Source organism: Bowmanella pacifica, assembly GCF_014645355.1.
Taxonomy (GTDB): domain Bacteria; phylum Pseudomonadota; class Gammaproteobacteria; order Enterobacterales; family Alteromonadaceae; genus Bowmanella; species Bowmanella pacifica.
The window spans coordinates 203933-219550 of record NZ_BMLS01000005.1 but is presented as its reverse complement, the minus strand read 5'-3'; the positions used below and the strand labels follow the sequence as shown (position 1 = coordinate 219550).

The 15618-nt window shown below is 48.9% G+C and carries 14 protein-coding genes and 7 tRNA genes; 11 read left to right on the top strand and 10 right to left on the bottom strand.

Annotation, left to right across the window (positions count from 1 at the left end; translation table 11 throughout):
• Positions 1-10: 10 nt before the first annotated feature.
• The 8 genes from IEX02_RS15475 to gltX all read right to left on the bottom strand — a co-directional run bounded on the left by IEX02_RS15475 (position 11) and on the right by gltX (position 3703).
• Entirely contained in the window at positions 11-409 is a 399-nt protein-coding gene (locus IEX02_RS15475) for a SufE family protein (RefSeq protein ID WP_188697131.1), read from the bottom strand.
• A complete protein-coding gene (locus IEX02_RS15470; protein ID WP_229702242.1) occupies positions 402-959 on the bottom strand; it encodes a DUF6942 family protein in 558 nt (185 codons plus the stop codon). The genes IEX02_RS15475 and IEX02_RS15470 overlap by 8 nt, the downstream gene beginning before the upstream one ends.
• Positions 952-1329, bottom strand: a complete 378-nt coding sequence (locus IEX02_RS15465) for a DUF2750 domain-containing protein (RefSeq protein ID WP_188697129.1) — start codon at positions 1327-1329, stop codon at positions 952-954. The genes IEX02_RS15470 and IEX02_RS15465 overlap by 8 nt, the downstream gene beginning before the upstream one ends.
• Positions 1330-1605: 276 nt before the next feature.
• A tRNA-Glu gene (locus tag IEX02_RS15460) sits at positions 1606-1681 on the bottom strand.
• 151 nt (positions 1682-1832) lie between these two features.
• Positions 1833-1908 (bottom strand) — tRNA-Ala (locus IEX02_RS15455).
• Positions 1909-1931: 23 nt separating this feature from the next.
• A tRNA-Glu gene (locus IEX02_RS15450) sits at positions 1932-2007 on the bottom strand.
• Positions 2008-2147: 140 nt separating this feature from the next.
• A tRNA-Ala gene (locus IEX02_RS15445) sits at positions 2148-2223 on the bottom strand.
• Positions 2224-2299: 76 nt separating this feature from the next.
• The gene (gene gltX / locus IEX02_RS15440) at positions 2300-3703 is read right to left on the bottom strand and encodes a glutamate--tRNA ligase (RefSeq protein ID WP_188697128.1); all 1404 of its coding nucleotides are present in this window, start codon (positions 3701-3703) and stop codon (positions 2300-2302) included.
• Positions 3704-3963: 260 nt separating this feature from the next.
• Here gltX and IEX02_RS15435 point away from each other — a divergent pair.
• From IEX02_RS15435 to IEX02_RS15395, 9 genes are all read left to right on the top strand, one after another.
• A tRNA-Val gene (locus tag IEX02_RS15435) sits at positions 3964-4039 on the top strand.
• A gap of 27 nt (positions 4040-4066) precedes the next feature.
• Positions 4067-4142 (top strand) — tRNA-Val (locus IEX02_RS15430).
• A gap of 33 nt (positions 4143-4175) precedes the next feature.
• Positions 4176-4251, top strand: a tRNA-Val gene (locus IEX02_RS15425).
• Positions 4252-4656: 405 nt separating this feature from the next.
• Positions 4657-6279 carry a response regulator gene (locus tag IEX02_RS15420; RefSeq protein WP_188697125.1) on the top strand — a complete coding sequence of 541 codons (1623 nt, stop codon included), beginning with the start codon at positions 4657-4659 and terminating at the stop codon, positions 6277-6279.
• Between the two features lie 54 nt (positions 6280-6333).
• Positions 6334-8124 (top strand): ABCB family ABC transporter ATP-binding protein/permease, encoded by a 1791-nt coding sequence (locus IEX02_RS15415; protein ID WP_188697124.1) that lies wholly within the window; start codon positions 6334-6336, stop codon positions 8122-8124.
• A complete protein-coding gene (locus IEX02_RS15410) occupies positions 8121-8333 on the top strand; it encodes a DUF3820 family protein (RefSeq protein WP_188697122.1) in 213 nt (70 codons plus the stop codon). The genes IEX02_RS15415 and IEX02_RS15410 overlap by 4 nt, the downstream gene beginning before the upstream one ends.
• 4 nt (positions 8334-8337) lie before the next feature.
• Positions 8338-8733 (top strand): hypothetical protein, encoded by a 396-nt coding sequence (locus tag IEX02_RS15405; RefSeq protein ID WP_188697121.1) that lies wholly within the window; start codon positions 8338-8340, stop codon positions 8731-8733.
• Between the two features lie 6 nt (positions 8734-8739).
• Complete coding sequence (locus IEX02_RS15400) at positions 8740-9774, top strand: S66 family peptidase (protein WP_188697119.1); 1035 nt, start codon at positions 8740-8742, stop codon at positions 9772-9774.
• Between the two features lie 208 nt (positions 9775-9982).
• The gene (locus IEX02_RS15395; protein WP_188697117.1) at positions 9983-10603 is read left to right on the top strand and encodes a DVUA0089 family protein; all 621 of its coding nucleotides are present in this window, start codon (positions 9983-9985) and stop codon (positions 10601-10603) included.
• 66 nt (positions 10604-10669) lie between these two features.
• Here the strand turns inward: IEX02_RS15395 and IEX02_RS15390 are convergent, their stop codons facing one another.
• Positions 10670-11992 carry an ABC transporter permease gene (locus tag IEX02_RS15390; RefSeq protein WP_188697115.1) on the bottom strand — a complete coding sequence of 441 codons (1323 nt, stop codon included), beginning with the start codon at positions 11990-11992 and terminating at the stop codon, positions 10670-10672.
• Positions 11992-12678: an ABC transporter ATP-binding protein gene (locus IEX02_RS15385; protein ID WP_229702241.1), complete on the bottom strand. Its 687-nt coding sequence runs from the start codon at positions 12676-12678 to the stop codon at positions 11992-11994. Before IEX02_RS15385 ends, IEX02_RS15390 begins: the two co-directional genes overlap by 1 nt.
• A gap of 62 nt (positions 12679-12740) precedes the next feature.
• On the opposite strand from IEX02_RS15385, the gene IEX02_RS15380 reads away from it, so the two are divergent.
• Both IEX02_RS15380 and IEX02_RS15375 read left to right on the top strand, forming a co-directional pair.
• Positions 12741-13295, top strand: a complete 555-nt coding sequence (locus IEX02_RS15380; RefSeq protein ID WP_188697112.1) for a DUF3299 domain-containing protein — start codon at positions 12741-12743, stop codon at positions 13293-13295.
• A gap of 137 nt (positions 13296-13432) precedes the next feature.
• Positions 13433-15571, top strand: a complete 2139-nt coding sequence (locus tag IEX02_RS15375; RefSeq protein ID WP_188697110.1) for a TonB-dependent receptor family protein — start codon at positions 13433-13435, stop codon at positions 15569-15571.
• Positions 15572-15618 lie beyond the last annotated feature (47 nt).

Sequence of the window (15618 nt, the reverse complement as noted above, 5' to 3'; positions counted from 1 at the left end):
TTGCCAAAGATTAGCTTAAGCCTGAAGCACGGGTTTTGATGGCTGACATCACCGCATTTAAGCCATTACTGCGGGACTGGCTTAAATGTCTCCCCAGGCCTAAGGTGCTCAGATAATTAGCCAAATCCAGCGATGGGATCTGTGTAACAGCATGGCTTTGCACGTAGTCGAGCAACACCACTAGTAAACCTCTTACAATCTTACTATTTGACCAAGCCTGGATAGATAAGACTCCCCCCTCATCCAACGCACAGCTTAACCAAACCTGACTCTCACAACCTGGTACTTCATTTTCTGCCTGGCAAAGTGCATCAGATGGCGCAGGCAAGTGTCGGCCTGCCAACATCAACTCACGCATTTGGGCATCCCATCCGGTTGTCTGGCGAAGTCGGTCAGCCAGCTCAGTCATATATCTTGCCTCCTAAGGCGGATACTGCGTACTCTGCAAGCAATGATTGTAAATAAGCAATCTTGTCATTGCTTAGCTGACGATAATCAAAATAAGGGCAGACAAATAATCGATAACGCGGATTTATCGCAAACTCCGGGGTCAGCCAAAAAAGTCCCAGACTCTGTTGCTTGTTGAGCGCATTGGCATATGTTCGACCACTGATGATCTGTATGGCCTGTTGCTGCTCATCCAAAACCGGCGGCGAAAACAAAAGTGCCGTTGATGAGCCGGCTTGCAGCAGACGGTTGTCCCGGTAATGTTGCCAACTGGGCATCCCTACAGCCAGATTCACCTTCTGCGCCTGCAGCGCAAAGACCAGCTTGGCATACACATTAAACACCTTACGCCAGCCATTGCCGCAGGCTTGTCCCACTGCAGCAATATCGCCACAGTCCAAGGCATGACATACAGATAAATGCTGATAAGGAGCCGGGCGGTTGGCAATATAGACTTTAACAAGAGCGTCAACATCCCCAAGCCCGACAATCGCAGGAAAAGTGTTACTCACCCGCTTGTGCCAGTGCGTCCAGCAACTCTTCCACTTTGACCATAATGCCTTCTTCTTCCTGTGCCAGAGGAAAAAGCATCAGCAGTACCTCATCTTGCTGCCATTGGTTAAACAAGACCTGCCGTAATTCGGCGTAAGGGATCACTTTGGGCTTAGACTCAGGATACTGCTGGGTTCCCCACAGCTGGGCACTTTGGGCGTCAGGAAACAGTGGCGTGCATGCGTCTCCTTCGGCACTTAGCATTACCCAGCCTAATTTGCCTTCCAGCCCCCATAGTGGTTGTTTGTCCAGTAACAACTGAAAACAATACTCGGCGCGAGTCTCTGGATCCTGGGCGATCAACGCATCCAGTGTTAGGGGCTGTGTCATGATTGGTTCCGCGATAGAGTTAAAGGTGTATTGTGCCGGAATTTTTCGGTGAAAAAAATCTATGAGTATCGCTCAGTACAAATGGATTTAACTGGCGCACAGAAACTTTGCATCCCGCAGCAGAGACTAAAACAAGAGCCCGCTCAATAGCCCTAATGTCCTATCTCAATTAGCAACGGGATTACTCCGGGCTTCCTGCCCTTCGCCCTGCGGGCCACGTGGGTACAACAAATAAAAAAATACCCCGGTCATTTCTGACCAGGGTATTTTTTTATATGGCGTCCCCTAGGGGATTCGAACCCCTGTTACCGCCGTGAAAGGGCGGTGTCCTAGGCCTCTAGACGAAGGGGACAGAATTTTTGTCAGCGAAGCATGCTTCGCTAAAATTCTGTAAGGGTGAAGTGAGCCAGCGAACTGAGCGGCATCATCCTTACTGAACTTATATTCTGCGCTACCAACTAGGCTTGGCAACTGGTCAAGGCCTTAGGCCTTGACGTGAAATTTGGTGGAGCTAGGCGGGATCGAACCGCCGACCTCTTGCATGCCATGCAAGCGCTCTCCCAGCTGAGCTATAGCCCCGGGAATTCTGTTTTTCTATGAAGTGGCGTCCCCTAGGGGATTCGAACCCCTGTTACCGCCGTGAAAGGGCGGTGTCCTAGGCCTCTAGACGAAGGGGACAGAATTTTTGTCAGCAAAGCATGCTTTGCTAAAATTCTGTAAGGCGAAGTGAGCCAGCGAACTGAGCGACATTTTCATCTTACAAATTCTGTCGGTAGGAAGTTACCTTCCAACCCAACGCAAACCTTCATAGTGAGACGTGGTGGAGCTAGGCGGGATCGAACCGCCGACCTCTTGCATGCCATGCAAGCGCTCTCCCAGCTGAGCTATAGCCCCGTCGTCTCAAACAGGCGCTGTTCCGTGACAGCGGGGCGCATTCTAGGCACGCCCCTATTCCCTGTCAACGCTTTTTTTAAGATTCCGATCTGTTTGCTATATAATTGAGCGCCTTGTCTAAACGCTGTGCAACTTGCTCGGGTTTTAACAGATTTAAGGTCACATCGAGCGACGGCGAATTCCCCGAACCGGTGGCCGCAACACGCAATGGCATACCCACCTTGCCCATACCCACGCCTAATTCTTCTGCTGTCGCATTGATAGCGTCATGAATGGTGGTCGGATTCCAATCACTGATGGCGGCTAATTTTTGCTTAACCAGCGCTAAAGGCTCCTTGGCGACAGGGCGCAAATGCTTTTTCGCGGCATTTTCATCAAAATCGTCAAATTCTTCGTAGAAGTAACGGCTGGTTTCAGCCAGTTCTTTAAGAGTTTTGACTCTTTCGCCCTGAATGGCCAGCAAGGCTTCCAGACTTGGGCCACTGGTAAGTTCTATACCTTGTTGGTCAAAATGCCACTTAGCGTGAGCAGCAACCTCAGACGCTGGCAAGGTTTTAATATAATGCTGATTCAACCAGATCAGTTTATCGGTATTAAAAGCCGACGCAGACTGACCGATAGCATCCAAACTGAACAGCTTAATCATTTCATCCAGGCTGAAGATTTCCTGGTCACCATGGGACCAGCCCAAACGTACCAGATAATTCAGCAATGCCTGGGGCAAGAATCCGTCATCGCGGTATTGCATCACGCTGACCGCACCATGGCGCTTGGACAGCTTTTTGCCATCATCACCCAAAATCATCGATACGTGAGCATACTCGGGTAAGGGCGCATCCAGTGCCTTGAGGATGTTGATTTGTCTTGGCGTATTATTGATATGGTCTTCACCACGTACTACGTGAGTGATCCCCATATCCCAGTCGTCCACTACCACACAGAAGTTGTAGGTGGGGGTGCCGTCGGTGCGACGGATAATCAAATCATCCAGCTCGGCATTGGCAATTTCAATACGACCACGAATATGATCATTAATAACCACGGAACCATCTTGTGGATTCTTAAAACGAATTACAAAAGGCCCCTCTTGTTCGACACCGTGGCGACATTTACCGTCATATTTAGGTTTCTGCCCCGAGGCCATTTGCTCTTCACGCAAGTTATCCAGGCGCTCTCGAGAGCAATAACATTTGTAGGCCTTACCTTCAGCCAGCAATTGATCGATAACCTCGTTATAGCGATCGAAACGTTTGGTCTGATAATAAGGACCATCATCCCAATCCAGCCCCAACCATTGCATCCCTTCTAAAATGGCATCAATAGCTTCCTGAGTAGAACGTTCAATATCGGTATCTTCAATCCGCAGTACGAATTTACCGCCCTGGTTTTTAGCATGTAACCAAGAATACAAGGCAGTGCGAGCGCCGCCTACGTGTAAATAACCGGTTGGACTGGGCGCGAAACGGGTCACCACTGTCATCTTATGTGCTGTCCTATCAATCAAAAGTGGCGGTATTTTACCAGCCTTGACGACAGAAACCTATGGCCTTACCCGCTGAAAAGCCATACCCATAATCCATTAATAAGCGAGCAACTTTCATCCATGACGGTGCAATTAACATCATGATGCTGAGTTTTTGTGCACTTAAACCTATTAAGAAAAATTACTGTTGACAGTCAAGCTCGCCTCCCTATAATACGCCTCCACTTGCCAAGCACAGCACGGCGGGTAGGAAAAATGGATGGTTAGCTCAGCTGGGAGAGCACCGCCCTTACAAGGCGGGGGTCACTGGTTCGAACCCAGTACCATCCACCACCTTCTCTGTGCAGGCAATATCTCTCTGGATGGTTAGCTCAGCTGGGAGAGCACCGCCCTTACAAGGCGGGGGTCACTGGTTCGAACCCAGTACCATCCACCATATTTTTTGCTAGACATAATAGCAACACTCCCTGGATGGTTAGCTCAGCTGGGAGAGCACCGCCCTTACAAGGCGGGGGTCACTGGTTCGAACCCAGTACCATCCACCATAATTTTCATCTTATTTTCATCTATCTTAGTCGGTGCAAGCACCACCCGCTCCCTTTGCCAACACGGGCATCACAGGCTCCAACCCAATACCATCCACCATAATTTTTATCTTATTTTCATCTATCTTAGTCGGTGCAACCACCACCCGCTCTCTATAACGATGCCGTATCACCGGTTATTAGAATGTTTTAAATGATGCCCTTAGCGCCTCCCATTTAAGGCGTTTCTGGCTAAGTTACCCTGGCCTGAATACCCTGCTATTTTGATTCCCTTCCCCGCGCTGTCATCTGTCCTTAGCAGAGTTTCCTTATGCCCAACCCTGTGAATTGCCTGACAAAGCATTTAAGCATCTTGCAAAATATGCGATAAGCTAGACCTAAGTGATTAAAAAAGAGCTGGGTTCTATGGATGCAAAGCTGGCAAAAACCTGTCGGGTTCTGATTATTGATGAGCAGGTGCTGGCTCAGGGGTATATAAAATACTCGCTGGAAGAATTGGGTTTTCGCGATATCACCTATGTAGATAAAGCCAATGCCGCCCTGAAAATCATAGAAGAAGAGCATTTTGATCTTATTGTTTGCTCCTACAACCTGAAAAAAGATCAGGACGGTTATTATCTTTACGATCAGTTAAAAAACAGCCACGCCTTACCCCTCACCACGGCTTTTATTTTTATCAGTGCTGATACTAATTCTGAACTTGTGCACAGCATTATCGAGCTTCAGCCCGATGATTTTCTTGCCAAACCTTTTAGTGTTAAGGACTTGGATAAACGTTTAAGCCGGGTATTAAAACGCAAGAAAGTATTAAATCCAATTTACCGACTAATGGACAAGGACGATTTTATTAATGCCCTTGAAGCCATTGAAGAGTTTCTCACCCGCCCGGAGTTTGCCGAATTTTATCCACTGGCATTAAAAACCAAAGGCGAGTTGCTGCTGGCGTGTGACAAAGCTAAAGAGGCAAAAGATTTTTATCATGCTGTAATCAATGTGCAGCCTTTTACCTGGGCCAAACTGGGATTGGTTAACGCGTTGATTAAACTGGATGAAGATGAAGAAGCGGAAAAACTAATCCTGCAACTCGCCTTTAAACCAGACTCACAGTTAGTCGCCTACGATTTACTTTGCGCGCTTCATGTTAAGCTACAGGATTTTGAATCGGCCTTGGAAGCCGTATTGATGGCAGCAGAAACATCCCCTCGTAATCTGCGTCGCCATAGGGTCGCTATCAATCTCTCCCGCCTGACCCATGACTATGAAACACAGTTTGAAGCGGCTAAACGCATTGTAAAATTTGCCAAACATTCTATTCACGATATGCCGCAGAACTATCTCAATGTAGCCAGAGCGGGTATTGACTATGCGATGACCGCCGATGATCAGGAAACCACTAATCTGATAAAACAGGCCAACGATTATATCCGCCAGTTTCAGCAAGCCTTTCCCAAATCGGAATTGCAGGAACAAATGAAAGTGGTCAATGCAAGACTATTGTATCTGCAGGATGAAAAAGAGCGCGCCAGAGCTCTAGTAGAACAGCTTGGCGAAGAGTTAAATCAAAGTCAGGATTTAGAAGATCTGCTGGACAAAGCCAAAGCCTTTCACGCCTTGGGTTTATACGATCGTTGTCAACATGTGCTGGATGAAATAGAAAAACGTTGTCGGCTCACGCCCGAGCACGGCGAGCTTTTTCTGCATTACATTCAGCAAGAGAAGCGAGAGAAAGCAGAAATTCGGCAAACCCCTAAAGAACTTAACAACAGTGCCGTCGACTTCTATCAAAGTGGTCAGTTGGAAGCGGCCCTTAAAGCATTTCGCCAGGCTTACAGCCTGATGCCGAAGAACCCATCTATTGCCTTAAACCTGTTACAAGCTATTGCCATGAAAGCACGGGAGCAAGGCCTCTCGGAGAGTGCCGCAGGCATGGTGGAACGCTGCATTCTGACCATTGAAAATGGCAAACTCAATGATGAGCAGGAAGAACGCTACCTGAAGGTGAAAAGCTTTCTTCAAGAGGCGGTGTAGATTTCTGCTGTCGGTTGTTACAATCCGCCCTCTTAGCTATTCACTATCAACAAGATGCGCCGCAGTAAATTTCCTATCAATGACGATAAGCCGGTTAATTGGTCGGTTTTCTGGCAACTGCTTCCCTATTTAAAAGAATTCAGATCCCGAGTTCTGCTGGCACTGTTGTGCCTGGTAGGCGCTAAGCTCGCCAGTGTTGGCATGCCCTTTGTGCTCAAACATGTGGTTGATGACTTGAATCTGTCGGCTCCCCAAGCCGCGCTGATTACCGTACCCATTGCGCTGATCATTGCCTATGGTTTACTAAGGCTCTTCAGTGTGCTCGCCGGGGAAATACGCGACACGTTATTTGGTCGGGTTACCGAACGCGCCATGCGTCGCCTCGGCCTGAAGGTCTTTGAACATTTGCATAAACTGGATCTGGATTTTCATCTAAATCGTCAAACCGGCGGCTTATCGCGAGATATTGAGCGCGGCACCACAGGCATTGGCTTTCTGATGCGCTTTATGGTGTTCAATATTGTTCCTACCTTACTGGAAATTGGTTTGGTAGCCGGACTGCTGCTGTACAACTACGGGGTAAGCTTTGCTGCGGTGATTATGCTGTCCGTGGTCACTTATGTGTGGTTTTCCGTTAAAGCGACCCACTGGCGCACCCGCTATGTCAGAGAAGTGAACCAAGCAGACTCTTCTACTAACTCCCGGGCCATTGACAGCCTGCTAAACTACGAAACGGTAAAATATTTCAATAACGAAGAATACGAAGCCAGTCGCTACGATCAGGATTTGGCTGGGTGGGAACAAGCCCGACGTAAAAACCGTTTATCACTCTTTGTATTAAATGGTGGTCAAGCCTTCGTGATTGCCGCCGCCATGACCGCCATGATGTGGATGGCCGCCAGTCAGGTGGCAGCAGGTAACATGACCTTGGGGGATTTTGTCCTTATCAACGCCTTTACCATGCAAATCTTTATGCCGTTGAATTTTCTTGGTTTTGTTTACCGGGAAATTCGCGGTGCCTTGGCTAATATTGAAAATCTGTTCACCCTGCTGGATAAAGCGCCCAAGGTCAGCGATGCCAAGGACTGCCCTTCGCTGCAGGTGGCCAAAGGGCATATCCACTTTAAAGACGTGGGTTTCCATTATCGACCCGATCGCCCCATACTGCGTGGCGTAGATTTCAGCATTAAACCTGGTCAACGTGTGGCTGTGGTGGGCGAGTCAGGGGCCGGAAAATCTACCCTGGTTAAGCTGCTGTTTCGGTTTTACGATGTGGTTAGCGGCGGTATCTATATTGATGGTCAAGAAATACGTCAGGTTAGCCAGTCGTCGCTGCGCAAAGCCATAGGCATAGTTCCGCAGGATACCGTGTTGTTTAACGACACCTTATACGAGAATGTCCGCTATGCCAGACCACAAGCCAGTGACGAAGAGGTTAAAGAAGCGTTTCGATTGGCGCATCTTGAGCATTTTGTGCAAAGCCTGCCGGATGGATACCAAACCATGGTGGGAGAGCGTGGTCTGAAATTATCTGGCGGCGAAAAACAGCGGGTGGCGATTGCCAGAGTTATCTTAAAGCGCCCCCCTATCCTTTTGTTCGACGAGGCGACCTCATCACTGGACAGTCAGTCCGAAGGCGCCATTCTTGCCGCGCTGCGCGAGGTAGCCCAGGGTCACACCAGTCTGGTGATAGCTCACCGCTTATCTACTGTTGTGGACGCTGACAACATCCTGGTGATGCATCAGGGGCGCATTGTTGAACAAGGCCAGCATAGCGCATTACTGAGTGCCAATGGACACTACGCTAAGCTCTGGCAAATCCAGCAGCAAGAGGCCAACTCATGACGCCACAACAACTTATGCAAGAAGCCATCAACCAAACCATGCCCTTTGGTAAATATGCCGGGCGAAAGCTGTTAGAGTTACCTGAGCCTTATCTGGTGTGGTTTTCCCAACAAGGCTTCCCTGCCGGTAAACTCGGTGAGCAACTGGCGCTAGTACACGAAATTAAGGTCAATGGTTTAGAGCAGATGCTAAGGCCTTTATTAAGGTAGTCCTATGCGTAGTCGTCACAAAAAAGACCGCCCTTATCAAATTAAGAAAACCGGCATTAAGGATGAAAACATCGACCGGCAGATCTTAGTGTTGCACAAGGCCATGTTGGATAAACTTTGTGCTCAACCCGCCTTGCTGGAAAGCGTCTTGTTAACCCTTGAGAGCCGTAAAGAACAAGGACGCCTGGGTCACGGTGCCTACCTGACTTGGTATTGCGCGCTGGAGCAACTCACCACATCCCCAGAAAAAATGTATCAGGCCTTGTTGGAAGACAGTTCCCGTATGCGTAAGCTGCGTCGCCAGACCCCATTAGTGGGCCTGTTAACCGAGCAAGAGCGCCAGCAAGCCCTGATGGCCGATGCCCTGGGGCAGACAAGTATTCAAACCCTATTAGGTTAAGCAGCCATGCTCCATTACCCTAAGCCACTTAAAAAAGGCAGTACTGTCGCAGTTACCGCCCCATCTTCCGGTGTACCAGAGGCTATGCACGCGCGTTTGGATATAGTGCTTGCGCACCTACGTCATCAGGGTTTTAACGTTATTGAAGGACAATGTCTGCGCGCAAACCACCAGCATGCCAGTGCCAGTAAGCCCCGCCGAACAAAGGAACTTATGGATTTTTTGCTGGATCCGCAAGTTGACGCCATATTGCCCCCTTGGGGTGGAGAAATTGGCATGGACTTGTTGGATGCCCTTGATTACGACCAGTTAGCCAAAGTGCGTCCCACATGGCTAGCAGGTCATTCAGACGTAAGCACACTGTTAAATGCACTGACCAGTAAACTAGGCTGGTGTACAGCCCACACTACCAATCTGATGCAGATGGTGCCAACAGAGGTAGAGTTGCTGACTGTCTCAGCATTAACGCCACTACGTTTAGAAACAGGACAGTCCTTTACTCAGCATGCTTCCAGTCACTATCAGTTAGATGGCCTTGATTTTAGTGAGTTTCCGCAGCACGGATTGCAGCTGGGGCCAAAAAGCCAGTGGAAAGTATTAGGAGCAACCAACGAAGCACATTGCCAAGGACGCTTATTGGGTGGTTGTCTGGATATTCTGGTCCACCTGGCTGGCACAGAGTATTTTGATATTAAACAGTTTAAAAAGAGGTCTGCAGAACAGGGGGTTATTCTTTATCTGGAAAATGCAGAGCTTAGCCCCACCAGCCTATTTCGCGCCTTACAAGGGTTAAAGTACCGCGGTATCTTTAACCATATCAATGGACTACTGATTGGTCGCAATGCCGCTTTATCAAGCACTAATCACGATCTAAATGACCAGCAGATACTGGCGAAATTGTTTAACGACGCGCCCTTCCCGGTCATTTATGATACTGATATCGGTCACCTACCGCCCAATATGACGTTGTTAAATGGCGCCCTTGCTGTTGTTAATGTGAGGGGCGACAAGGCCTCATTGACACAGCACTTATTCACATAAAAGGCTTGAATTAATACATGTCTATTTTTTTTACACTACATGTAAACCCCCCATACAGAAAACACCTAACCTATTGAAATAACTTGAAATTAAAAAATGGCACAAATTTAGCTTTAATGCGATACAACTTACGTTATGCCGTACCTCCTGCATCGCGGTAAGTTGTCACCCTCACACCGAATTCTGTAGTTAATTCAGGGAATTAAATATGAAAAAAATAATCGCCTTATTAAGCTTGTTTGGATTTTGTTGCACCGCGCAAGCCGCGCTGATCACATCATCCTTTACCGGCAACTTTAACGATGACAATAGCCGCTACTACATTCAATTTGATGTCACAGCCGATAATACGCTGGTTAATCTGCTTAGCCTAAGTTACGCCGGTGGCGTTAATGCCGCAGGCACCAGCATTGCTGACGGCGGTTTTGATCCACAGCTATTTGTGTTCGACAGTGCTAATAATCTACTGCAGTCTAATGATGATAGTGCGTCCAGCATATCCGCCTCAAGCAACCTGTCTTATGATGCGTTAATCAATATCACATTGAATATCGGCACTTACTTCGCGGTACTGACCCAGTACAATAGCGACTATCAAGCTGGTGATTTAGTCACTGGCACCTGGTCTGATGCTAACACTACCAACTTTGTCGATGTTGGTGGTCATACCCGCAGCTCATTCTTCGCTTTCGATATCAGTGGCGAAGACTTAGCTAACGTTGGTGGTATCGGCCATGACGTAACCCCATCTCCAGTTCCAGAGCCAACCACCCTGGCCCTGTTCGGTTTGGCCTTGCTGGGCCTAGGCGCGCGTCGTAAGCTTGCCTAATTCGATAGACTAAACAAAACAACCGCCTACGGGCGGTTGTTTTGTTTATGGCTTAAAAAGCCAGGGTTAAACCCGAACGCTTAATCCACGCGATAATGCAGTGCGGTAGGACAAGATGGCCGGAACCAACGCCAGCACAGCGGCTAATCCGACTATTAATCCAAGGTAACCAAGGGTTGAGCCCGATAAGGGTAAGCTGTTGATAAACAAACCATACTCACTACTTATCCAGCCCTTTAACAACGCCAGTAATCCCGCCAGCCCCAAATACCCCGCGGCGGCCCCCACCAAGGCAATCAAAATGGCTTCGAGCTCTATAAGCAGTAACACAAAGCTGGCGTGGGCACCTATGGCACGCAATACCGCAATTTCTCGCTCTCGCTCGCGCATGGACGCTAACAACATAGTGGTCATGCCTAACAAACTGGCCAGTAAAACCAGCAAGGCGATCAGCGCCAGGGCTTTTTCCACCATCCCCATCATCTGCCAAAGCTCCGCCAAAGCAACACCAGGAATGATGGCCAACAATGGCTCGGCTTTGTATTCATTGACCTTGCGCTGGAAGGTCAGCGTACCAATACGTGATTTCAGCCCCACCAGCATCGCGGTAACAGAGCCGGGCTGCAGGTGATGTCCGGCGCCCTCCTCCGCATGGTCATGGTCATGGTCATGGTCATGGTCATCAGTATGCTCATGATTCGATGAAGCCGGAGTCGAGCTTTGTACCTGCGGATGGTCATGTCCGGCATGACTGCCCGAACTGTGAATCAATTCAATAGAAGCCAGATTAACATGCACGGTTTGGTCAACCGGTGTCCCGGTTGGTTCAAGGATCCCTACCACCTTAAAAGGATAGGCGTCATGATGTGTAAAGCTGACTTCACCTGTACCATGGGATATCACCAACTCATCACCTAAATGGTAATGCAGCTTGGCCGCCACCTCACTGCCCAGTACGACTTGCTGGGTAGTATGAAAGGCTTGCCCCTGGTTAAACACCAAAGCCTGGCGACTGCCATACTTAAAGTGCTCAAAATAATCAGGGGTGGTGCCAAGCACGCGGTAACCTTTATGGGAATCCCCGAGCGAGATAGGCACTGCCCAGGCGACTTCTTTCGATTGACTGAGCGCCTGATAGGTTTGCCAGGATAGGTTGTTGCTTGGATTACCAATACGAAACACCGAATACAGCAGCAAGTTGGTGGAGCCGGTTCTGGCCCCGACAATCAGATCTACACCGGAGACTGTGCGGCCAAAGCTGGTTTTCAGTTCATTTTTCAGATGATCCACGCCCAGCATAATAAATACCGACACGGCGATGGAAAAAGCGGTCAGCAGTACCGTAAGGCGACGATTCCATAAGCTGGCAGAGGCAATACGTAACAACATCAGGCAAGCTCCTCAACAGAAGACAGGGCACGCAGGTCCTGGTGAATATCAAAGTAATCCTGCAAGGTCTTGTCGTGACTAACAAATACTACTGTGGCGTCAGTTTCTTGTGCACAGCCCAGCAACAAATGCAAAAACTGATCTCTTAACTCTGAGTCCAGCGCCGATGTGGGTTCATCTGCAATGATAATTTCAGGCTTGTTCAACAGTGCACGCGCCACAGCCACACGCTGCTGTTGTCCCACACTCAGGTGACTGGCCTTACGAGTCAACAACCCATCATGCAATTCCAGGCGCTCTAGCATATGCTTAAGAAACGCTACATCAGGCTCACCATTACCGCCAAACTTCCATGCCAGCTCAATATTTTCCCGTACGCTTAAGTAAGGCAGCAAATTAAACTGCTGGAAAATCATGCCGATATGTCTGGCCCGAAAACGGTCGCGCTTACCTGCACTCAATGTGGTTAATTCCTGTCCCAACAGGTTAATACTGCCACGCTGAGGTTTAAGAATGCCTGACAACAGATTAAGCAATGTTGATTTACCGCTACCGGATGGTCCGTATAAAAACACCCGCTGGCCTTTATTCACCTGCCAGTGTCGAATATCCAGCAAGGGCTTGTCTTCCCAACTGAAGGCTAGGTTATCCAGTTGTATAACAGGTTGATTTTCTTGCATCGCCATGTTCTCTTCAGACCACTTTTTGTTATGATGTAACATTCTTCAGGCTATTCTGTCGGTTTCCAATGCGACTTGCAATTTTGCTTATCCTTGTATTCACGCCATTGGTCTTGGTGGCTGACGATTTTCGTACCATCGAATGGGAAGCTTTGTTACCCGAGCAAGATCAAAAAGCCTTTGATGAAGCCCCTCCGATCAATCACAGCGACGATCCTTTTGCTGTGCCACAGGCAGATCAACAGGAAGCCGACAGCATTCAACAACAAATAGATGAAATAAAACGTCAACGTCTCAACGCGGCCTTAGTATCCACCCGCATTCGTTCAGAATTTGACAAGCAGTCGCTGCGCTTGGCAGGTTTTGTTGTGCCATTGGAATACCATGCGGATAACAGCGTACAAAGCGCATTTTTGGTGCCCTACTTCGGTGCCTGTATCCATATGCCCCCGCCACCTCCCAATCAAATCATCTACTTGCAATTTCCCCCCGGCTATAAAGTGAATGATATTTACCAGGCCTATTGGTTGTCAGGCATTCTTTCCACTCAGCTTACCGAGAACGAGGTGGCTACCGCCGCCTACAGCATGCAGGTACAGGCCTTAAGCCCCTACGACCAGTAGTCTGCCCTGACACCACTAACCACCAATAAAATTGCGCGCAGACAAGCCAATGAGATTGATTCGCAATAGCATAGTTGTTAAAGTTAGCGCGTTTAAATTCTTCTGCTCACGCACTCATCAACCTTGATGGATTTATCATGACGCACAACTTTTCCAAACTGACCTTGGCATTGGCCGTGGCAGCTTCACCTGTATTTGCTGATGACAACGTAGAAAAACTCACCGTTTTGGGCTCTACCTCAACCATTAATCATATTCCGGGCTCGGCCCATTACCTTGACAGTAAGACCCTCGCTCAGTTTGCTTACACAGACGTTATGCGCGCTTTAGTAAGTGTGCCAGGCGTTTACGTCACCGAAGAAGATGGTTATGGATTACGTCCCAATATTGGCATGCGCGGCACAGGTCAGGATCGCTCCGACAAGCTGGTCATTATGGAAGACGGCGTGCTGGCGGCACCGGCCCCCTACACAGCCCCTGCGGCTTATTATTTTCCCACCATGGGACGCATGCAGTCAGTGGAAGTGTTAAAAGGGACTTCTTCGGTACGTTTTGGTCCCAGGACAACCGGCGGCGTAATCAACCTCAATTCCGTTGATATCCCAGAGCAAGCATTTGCCGGGCGCCTGAATCTGGCACTGGGCACCGATAATTTTAATAAAGAGCATCTGGTTCTGGGCGGCTCCACTGAACGCTTCGGTGCTGTGGTGGAGGGCTTTCGCTATGCAGCAGATGGTTTTAAGTCTCTACCTGGCGGCCAGGATACCGGCTTTGAGAAACATGATTTACTGGGTAAGTTTTCTGCCACGCTGACCGAGGATGGTCGTCATCATTTACTGGTTAAATTAGCCCAGGCAGAAGAACGCTCTGATGAGACCTATATTGGCATTACCGACCAAGACTTCGCCAACGACCCACTGCGCCGCTATGCAGCCTCGCAACTGGATGTGATGAACACCGATCACGACCTGATTCAGGTGTCACACAGCTGGTTGATTAACAATGACAGCAGCTTAGTCACCACAGTTTATCGCAATGAATTTGCTCGTAACTGGTATAAAGCAGACCGAATCGGCGGTAAAAGCTTGAGCGGTGGTGGGTTAGCACTAGCCAGCGAATTTGAAGCTAATCCTGAAGGTGAGCTGGCCGTGCGGCTAAAGAACAATAACCGCCAATACCTTAGCCAAGGGATTCAAACCGAGTACAGCCTGAGTTTAGGCGAGCACCAGTTAGTACTGGGAGCACGGTTACACGAAGATGAAGAAGACAGATTCCAATGGACAGATAATTATCTGATGGACGCCAGTCTGGCAATGCGTTTGGACAGTGCTGGCGTACCAGGCACAGATACTAACCGTTTAAGTAGCGCCGATGCGCTCGCGCTGTACGCTCAGGGTAGCCTGGTATTTGATAACCTGACAATCAATGCCGGCCTGCGCTACGAAGATGTAAAGATGAAGCGCGAAGATTGGAATAAAGCACCGGATCGTTTACAAGCCCCGAGCGTCAAACAGCATGACTTATCATTACTTAACCCTATGCTGGGTATGAGTTATCAATTCGGCGATAACTGGGTACTGATCGGGAGTGTACAACGGGGAGTCGCACCGCCATCACCGGGCAACGAGCAAACAGCTGAAGAAAAGAGTCTCAGCACAGAAGCCGGGGTTCGCTATCGCGATAGCGACTTGGCTTTTGAAGCTATCGCCTTTAGTAGTGAATACGACAATATGCATGGCAACTGTACCGCCAGCCAGGGCTGTGACGATGCCAATATTGGTAATCAATACAACGCCGGTGAGGTGGACATTCAGGGCTTTGAAATGCTGGTAAGCCAGACCTTCCAGGCCGATAACCTGCTGATCCCTGTCAGTTTGACCTACACCTACACCAAAGGTGAGTTCCAGAACAGCTTTGAGTCAGATAATGAAATTTGGGGCAGTGTGCAAAAAGGTGACGAATTGCCTTACCTGCCAGACCATCAGTTGCTGTTACAAACCGGCCTGCAAAGTGGCGATTGGCAAGCAAACCTCAGCCTGCGCTACCAGCAGGAAATGCGCACTAATGCAGGACAGGGAGAGATTGCCGACCAAGAGCGCGTGAAAGCTCAAACCGTGGTAGATGCCAGCGTGCATTATCAATTGGCTGACAATCAGCGCCTGTCACTACTAATCGATAACTTGCTTGATCGCGAATACGCGGCCACACGGGTGCACGGTGGTCTGCAACCGGGCAAACCACGCTATATCACCCTGGGATATGAACTAAGTTTCTGATCAGGAAAAACACCAAGGCCGCGATTTTCATCGCGGCCTTTTTTCTT

Bases quoted from the DNA above. Each gene is read 5' to 3' on its own strand.
- IEX02_RS15475 (WP_188697131.1), bottom strand. From the start codon at position 409: ATGACTGAGCTGGCTGACCGACTTCGCCAGACAACCGGATGGGATGCC.
- IEX02_RS15465 (WP_188697129.1), bottom strand. From the start codon at position 1,329: ATGACACAGCCCCTAACACTGGATGCGTTGATCGCCCAGGATCCAGAG.
- gltX (WP_188697128.1), bottom strand. From the start codon at position 3,703: ATGACAGTGGTGACCCGTTTCGCGCCCAGTCCAACCGGTTATTTACAC.
- IEX02_RS15420 (WP_188697125.1), top strand. From the start codon at position 4,657: ATGGATGCAAAGCTGGCAAAAACCTGTCGGGTTCTGATTATTGATGAG.
- IEX02_RS15415 (WP_188697124.1), top strand. From the start codon at position 6,334: ATGCGCCGCAGTAAATTTCCTATCAATGACGATAAGCCGGTTAATTGG.
- IEX02_RS15410 (WP_188697122.1), top strand. From the start codon at position 8,121: ATGACGCCACAACAACTTATGCAAGAAGCCATCAACCAAACCATGCCC.
- IEX02_RS15405 (WP_188697121.1), top strand. From the start codon at position 8,338: ATGCGTAGTCGTCACAAAAAAGACCGCCCTTATCAAATTAAGAAAACC.
- IEX02_RS15400 (WP_188697119.1), top strand. From the start codon at position 8,740: ATGCTCCATTACCCTAAGCCACTTAAAAAAGGCAGTACTGTCGCAGTT.
- IEX02_RS15395 (WP_188697117.1), top strand. From the start codon at position 9,983: ATGAAAAAAATAATCGCCTTATTAAGCTTGTTTGGATTTTGTTGCACC.
- IEX02_RS15390 (WP_188697115.1), bottom strand. From the start codon at position 11,992: ATGTTGTTACGTATTGCCTCTGCCAGCTTATGGAATCGTCGCCTTACG.
- IEX02_RS15385 (WP_229702241.1), bottom strand. From the start codon at position 12,678: ATGGCGATGCAAGAAAATCAACCTGTTATACAACTGGATAACCTAGCC.
- IEX02_RS15380 (WP_188697112.1), top strand. From the start codon at position 12,741: ATGCGACTTGCAATTTTGCTTATCCTTGTATTCACGCCATTGGTCTTG.
- IEX02_RS15375 (WP_188697110.1), top strand. From the start codon at position 13,433: ATGACGCACAACTTTTCCAAACTGACCTTGGCATTGGCCGTGGCAGCT.